Origin of the sequence: Trinickia sp. (genome assembly GCF_051961175.1) — a bacterium.
Taxonomy (GTDB): Bacteria; Pseudomonadota; Gammaproteobacteria; order Burkholderiales; family Burkholderiaceae; genus Trinickia.
In genome coordinates, this window is sequence record NZ_JBQCDN010000163.1 from 1 (window position 1) to 3,690 (window position 3,690).

Below are 3,690 nucleotides of genomic sequence, written 5' to 3' on the forward strand. Positions count from 1 at the left end.
CAAGGGTGTCTTGCTCGCAAGCGAACTTGTTAAAGAAGTCGTCGAGGCTCCAGGTCAGGGTGCGGGCCTCTTTCGATACGGGATCGATGTAGACCACATCTTCATCGGTGGCCGTCACTTTGCGATAGTAGATCAACGCGCCAAAGGGTGTCAGCACGATCGGGATGCGTTGCACCGCGTCAGGCGACGAAACGATCCATTGATCGAGTACCGGTTGCCACGCTCGCGGATCGATCAGGGTTAGCTGCAAATCGCCATAGAACCCAAGACCCTTTTGGCGCCAGAGTTCGAGCAGGCTTGCCGGAAGAACGCCTTCATAGGCGGCGATAAGTTCATCGGCTGCTGGAGAAACAGGGCGAGCGGGGGGATGCGTCTTGGCGAAGCGGTGAAGGGCGAGCCGACGAAAAAGAAGCATGTTGATAGCGCCACGTTGCGCGTTGATATTGTTGATGTTGGCCGCGGAATAACGCCCCCCTGTGAATAGGAGGCGGGCCGCACGAACGCAGGCGTGATAGGCGTTCGTGATGGGCGGCCCGTTTACTGCGCGATGGTTCAGGCGCGCGAGGCCGCAGCCGGCTCGGGGCTGAATGCTGCGAGCCCCGGCCACGGCAGGCCGCGCCATGCCTCGCCCTTGTTCAACCAGCCGGCAAGCGCGCCATCATCGTACGCCTTGCCGAACGGATCGGCGCGAAACGCGGCGACCCATTGATGCCTGCCCGCTATGAACGCTTGTCCGAAATCGTGCCAACTCGTAAAGCAATCCTGAGCGCGCTGCGCATTGAGCAGCAACACGCGCCAGGCGATATCGGGCTCGACCCATTGCAACAGCATGACGACACGCGCGAAGAACGCCATCCGGGCGCAGGCGAACGCGATCGCCGCACGCGGCTCGTCGGCCGGCAGCAGACTATTGAGATCGGCGCGATACCAGTGCGACTCGAATGTGCGGGCGAGATGCGCGCGTATGTCTTCGTCGCTCGCGTCGGTGCGCAAACCCATCTGATGCAGCAGCTGCGCGCGGAAGTGGGCTCGAGTGGCTTCGTTGACGGTCCCGGCCGCCGGTGAGGTAAAGCCGGAGAGCTGCGTTGCGTCGACGAACGGCTGGGCGAGCGCAAGCGCCCAATGCTTGCGCGGCGGCAGCGACGATGTGCGCGTGCGGCGCACAAAGCGGTAGATGCGCCAGAGCATGAAAATGGCGACGAAAATTTTGATCAGCATGGTGTCGATCGTAGCCTCAAGACAGGGTTCTCGCGGCTTGGAGCGCTTGCACTTCCGCCGCGTCGAGCCCGGGCCAACTGACGCCCTCGGTGCAGAACGCGGCTTCGCTACCGGGCGCACCGTCGCGCACCGCGTAGCGCACGCTGGGCGACCGCGCCGTTTGCCGCCCGCGCAACAGCTCCGGTTGCCGCGCGGCCACGAGCCATTCGACCGCTGGCGTCGGCGTGGCCAATCGCACGAAAAGCTGCGGATAAAGGCCGATGAGCCTCGCTTGCGAGGCGGCGTCTGTCACGTCTTCTATGCGACGCCAGTCCAACTCGGTTCGCACGATGCCGATCGCTACGCAGTCGGGTGGTGTCTCGTCGTTTGTATCGAGCGCGTTGAGGCAAGCGAGCAGATCGTCTACGTAACGCGCGATCGGCGGCCGGTTCTGCTTGCCTTTCACTTGGTCCACTTCGGGCTTGCCGCCCGCGCGCACGATCAAGCTGATCGTGATGTGCGGCTGGCCTTGCATGTCGCGGAAACTGAAGAGCCGAAGGCGTTTCGCCTCGATCGCTTCCGCATAGCGCTCGCCGTAGCCTCCGGTCAGCGCCTGCCGGTCCGCGAACTGGCCGAGGCAGTGGCGCATCACGTACGTTTCGAATGCCATTTCGGCCCTAAGCAGCGCACCGTCAGGACGAAGTTCGACAAAGCGGCCGTTGGGCGTGCTCAGCCACTCGACGAGTGCATCGGGCTGGCTTTCGCGCCATCCTCGCTCAAGTCGCGTGGCAATTCGCGCATGTTCCTTTTCCCACAAGGCGAGGGCCTGGGGGCAATTGATGCGATCGAGTTTGCCATCGAGCGATGTGCCGGTGCGGGACTCCAGAAACTCGACGAGGCGTGCCTCGAGCATGAGCAATTGCGGCGCGTTGGGATCAACCCAGACCACGTGCGCCGGGTCATCGCACGCCACCTTGCGCGGCGTGCCGAAACGCGCGTGCACCCACGCCGGCACCGACGCGTCGCCGAGTGCATCGCGCGCATCGTCGATCGACTCGATCGGGCGGGCCGGTTCAAAATTGGCGACGACGTGACGGTAGAAGTGATTCAGCAGCCAGGCACGTACCGCTTCGTTGTCGCCGCGTGTGCGGCTGCGTGCCGCGATCGCGGCCTTCAGGGCATCGGCATTGAGCGCGTTGCGCGGCGCATAGCCAAGCTTGGCGGCTGGCGTCGTCATGGCCAGAATTTCCACCAGGGCTTGCGTGTCGCACTGATTTGGGCTGATGCGGACACCGCTTCCCGGCATTCGGCGATCCGGGTCTCCGCGATGTCCGTCTTATAGCGCTTCATTTCGGGCAGCGTACGGTTGATGGCCAGCGCGCGTTCGTACCACGCCCTCGCCTCGTCGTGCCAGCCAAGGTAATAGCACGCCGAGGCGGTACGATAGATCACGGGGTAGTTGGAGCGGTGCTCAGCCAGCGCGCGTAGCCGCCGAGTGAGCCCCGCCGCATCCGCGTGACCGCCCATCGCCAGGTGCACCGCCACGGAGAGCCGCGCCGCAAGCGCATCATCCGGCAAATTGCCTTCATCGACCTCCAGCTCCTGCTGCTGCCACTTCACGAGCCGTTCAAGCCAGATCAGCATTTCATTGGTGCGGCCCAGCATATAGAGCGCGGTAAGCACATCTGGGAGGTAGTCGTGCGGATCGTGCCGGCTGTAGCCGTGCTCGTCCGCGAAATGCCAGAGCTGTTCGGCCGCATCGACGGTTCCCGCGTCGTCCTGCATGGCCCTGCGCACGCGCAGAACGCCGGCGAAGTGCTCGGCGAAAGGACTCGCGGCGATCCCGCACCGATGCACGTCGAGCGCTTCTTCGTACCGTTTGACATTGCAATACGCGATGCCGAGGTTGTTGCAGAGCATCGAGTAAAGATGCGCGCAGCCATCGAGCCAATGGCCCTTGCCCGTTTCGAAGAAGCGCTCCATATGGGTGCGCCCCTGCTCGTAGACGGCAATCTGGATCCGTTCGATATCTGCCCACGCTTGCGCGTGCTCTGCCTTGGGCACCGAATCCTCGTGTCCCAGGAAGTAATCATCGAGGGTGCAGCCGAAGTTGTAGCACCACATGCCGGCCGTCAGCGTCGGCGGCGGCAGCTTGAGGGCAGCGATGAGCCCGATCGCCTCATGCTGAGCCATCAGGAGCGAACTGGCCGTGCGCTTGTCTCCAAGCCCGCCCCGCGCGATCGCATCGGCGATCCTCGAGACCTGCGTCTGCGCATCGATGCGTTGCGCGCGTGCGTCATGCACGGCGCCTAGCCGCGTGGCCCACGGGTGGCCCGGCGCACGCCGCTCGGCGAGCGCGCGTGCTGCATCGGAAACGATATCGAGCGCCGCTTCTTCGGACTGCGTAGCGAGCGCAGCGAACAATTCGGCATGAACGGGGGAGCGCGCTATCAGATCCTGGCCGCCTTCGCGCCCGATCGCGGCGAGGCGCGC

General features: G+C 64.2%; 4 protein-coding genes. All 4 read right to left on the reverse strand.

Going from position 1 to position 3,690, the window contains the following annotated elements; genetic code table 11:
• Nucleotides 1-622 (reverse strand): GAD-like domain-containing protein (locus ACTHL0_RS09470; protein WP_440566475.1); only part of this gene is annotated, 622 nt, incomplete at its 3' end.
• Nucleotides 553-1,218 (reverse strand): DUF1266 domain-containing protein, encoded by a 666-nt coding sequence (locus ACTHL0_RS09475; protein WP_440566476.1) that lies wholly within the window; start codon nucleotides 1,216-1,218, stop codon nucleotides 553-555. The genes ACTHL0_RS09475 and ACTHL0_RS09470, both read right to left, overlap by 70 nt.
• Before the next feature lie 16 nt (nucleotides 1,219-1,234).
• On the reverse strand, nucleotides 1,235-2,434 hold the full coding sequence (locus tag ACTHL0_RS09480) for a hypothetical protein (RefSeq protein ID WP_440566477.1): 1,200 nt from the start codon (nucleotides 2,432-2,434) through the stop codon (nucleotides 1,235-1,237).
• The coding region (locus tag ACTHL0_RS09485) for a tetratricopeptide repeat protein (protein ID WP_440566478.1) at nucleotides 2,431-3,690 on the reverse strand (1,260 nt) is incomplete at its 5' end. The genes ACTHL0_RS09480 and ACTHL0_RS09485, both read right to left, overlap by 4 nt.

Excerpts from the sequence above, each read along its gene's own strand:
- ACTHL0_RS09475 (WP_440566476.1), bottom strand. The coding sequence starts at position 1,218 with ATGCTGATCAAAATTTTCGTCGCCATTTTCATGCTCTGGCGCATCTAC.
- ACTHL0_RS09480 (WP_440566477.1), bottom strand. The coding sequence starts at position 2,434 with ATGACGACGCCAGCCGCCAAGCTTGGCTATGCGCCGCGCAACGCGCTC.